This is a genomic window from Aquabacterium sp. (assembly GCF_036279655.1).
Lineage (GTDB): Bacteria > Pseudomonadota > Gammaproteobacteria > Burkholderiales > Burkholderiaceae_C > Aquabacterium.
This window is the reverse complement of sequence record NZ_DASUIT010000078.1, coordinates 1-2,579: the sequence shown is the minus strand read 5'-3', so window position 1 is coordinate 2,579 and position 2,579 is coordinate 1. Positions and strand designations below refer to the sequence as shown.

Annotated in this window: 1 protein-coding gene; it reads right to left on the bottom strand. The window is 66.1% G+C overall.

Features of this window, described 5'->3' with window-relative positions; translation table 11 throughout:
• Positions 1 to 2,579: hypothetical protein (locus tag VFW84_RS09425; protein ID WP_329680200.1), on the bottom strand; the 2,579-nt coding region annotated here is incomplete at both ends.

Sequence of the window (2,579 nt, the reverse complement as noted above, 5' to 3'; positions counted from 1 at the left end):
TCCACCTGCAGAGAGGTGCCGCCCTTGAGCGTCACCGCGCTCCGAGGGCTGAGCACGATCCGGCTGCCTTCGGCCAGGTGCAAGGCGCCCGCCGTCGTGCCGTCATTGAGGATGCCTTCAGACGACAGCCCCAGCGTCATGACCGGGCGCTGCCCCTCGGGCAGAACCACCGACTGCGCCACCGCATCCATGCTGGCACCGCTGGCAGCCCAGGACATGGCAGCGCGCGGCATCCACTGCGCCACGCTTGGCTCGATCAGGACGTCACCGGCCACCTCCAGACGGCGCGTTCCCGCGATGTCGAAGTTCCGAAACCCGCCCAGGGAGAAGAAGTCGCTGCTCAGGATCAGGCCATCGGTCACCGCTCCCGGTCGGATCGCTGCACCACCATCGGGTGCCACGATGCGGACATCGCCCACCTTGATGCTCAGCTTGCCACTGTCTGCATCACCACGGGTCCGGTCATTCACAGACTTGCCGGTGACCGCCATCTGTTGCCCGCGCAGACGGGCACCGATGTGAACCGGCGCGCCACCCCTGGACGCCGAACTGAGCGTGATGGCGCCCGCCCGCGTCCCTGTGATGGCACCCGATGCCGACACCGTGGCCCCACCCGACACATCGATGACACTGCCATCCTGCAGGTCCAGGCCCCGGTCGGCCTGAAGGCTGACATTGCCCCCCGCCAGGGCGGCGGCCTGAGCCGCACCATCGCGCTGGCGGTTGACCACGTTGCCACGCACATCGATGACACGCCCTTGCTTGAGCGTGATGTCCGAGGCCTCATTGTCAGACGTCTTGTCGGTGTTGAGTGCACTGACCTCCACCGTGGCGCCCACGCCAGTGATGTGGCCGCCCAGCACCACCCCCCCGCTGCCGCCCTGCTGCGACTGGGCTGTGATGCTCAGCCTGCTCGCGTCGGCCAGATGCAGATCGGCACCGTCGTCGACGATCACCTGCCCCAGGGCGCTCATCCGGATGTCGCCCGCACCGCTGCGGTTCAGCACATCGGCCGAAATGCGGCTGCCTCCCGTGATCTCGGCGGTCGCGGGGTTCCCCCAGAAGTCATCGCCCAGGGGGCGGGCCTGTGCCTGCACCGTCAAGCCCGGCGTAGAAGCCAGTTGAGACATCACGCTGAGCTCGACCTTGCCTGCCGCTGCAGCCACATCCCGGCCCAGACGCTGACGCACGCCCTGGGTCGTGGACGCCTGGATCTGGCCTTCAGCGACCACGGTGGGCGCAAAGAACTTGATCGTGCCCGCCGACTTGCCTTCGACGTAGGCGGCCTCCTGACGCCCCTGGAGATTGGCGGTGGCCCCCGTGACCAGACCAAAGCGCGTGGGATCGCTGTTGCCCTCGCTCAGGACATCGGTGATCTTCACGCCCGCCTGCGCTGAATTGACGGTATAGACCTTGCCATCCACACCCAGGAGTTGCGAGGGCTTGACGGTATCGGCGGTGTAGGTGATCTGTCCACCCGACACATTGATCGAACTGGTCTCATGCGTGACCACCGCGCCCGTGGAGGCCAGCGAGACCGAACCGCCTTCGGCCAGGCGCTCCTGAGCCGTCTTCTTGATGCCCTTGGTGTAGCTGCTGTTCGCATCACTGCGGTCATGGCCGATCACGGTGGCCGACTCACGCACGTCAAACGTGACCTTGCTGCGGTAGAGATCGCCGTCCTTCTGGATCGGCGCGTCCTTGAGGTCCGAGAAGCCCAGCAACTCCGTGCTCACAAAGTTGCGCGCCACGGACACCTCCGTGTTGCGGGTGCCACTCACATCGATGACCGCGCCCTGGTCGATCGTGATGCGTGCGGTGCTGGACGGCGTCGCAGCGTAGTTTGACAAGGCCTTCAGCGCGATCTCGTCGGTCCTGTAGTCGGGCATGTCCTCGGCCCGCACCCTGACGATCGCACCGGGCGCCACGATGGCACTGCCCTCACCCAGGGTGATGGTCTGCCCTGCGAGTTCCACCCTCGATCGTGTGAAGGTGGCGTTCGAATCACTCAGCTCGTCGTTGTCGGCCGTGATCTCGATGCGGCTGCCCGCATCGATGGTCAAGGCACCACCGCGGGTGGCCCGGACAGCAGATCCGGGGCCTCGGCTGCTCTCATCCTGGACGGCATCCGTCCGAGCATGCAGAAACACCGCGCCATTGGCAGAATTGGAGGTGCTCGACTTGAGCCGCCCCGACTGCCGGACGGCATAACCCACCAGGGTGAGGTTGCCTTTGTCCGCCAGCATCTCCCCCAGGTTGTGAACGCTGCCCCCTGTGCCGGACACTTCCACCAGCAAGCCCCGCGTGGCGGGAATGGCCGGATTGGACTCGGAGGCATAAATCAACTCCTTGTCAGGTGACTTGAGCCAGACCTTGTCACCCGCCGCCAACACGGCCTGACCACCGGAGGTCTCGATGCGCCCGGCGTTTTCGACCGTGCGCGCCATCAGGAACACCTGCCCCCCCGTGGCGGTGCGGATGTCGGCCCCCGCCTCCACCCGCACAAAGTTGTCCGGGTGATCGTAGGTGCTGATCACCGCACCATCCTCGCCTTTGACGTCCTGCCAGGCGAAGGTGGC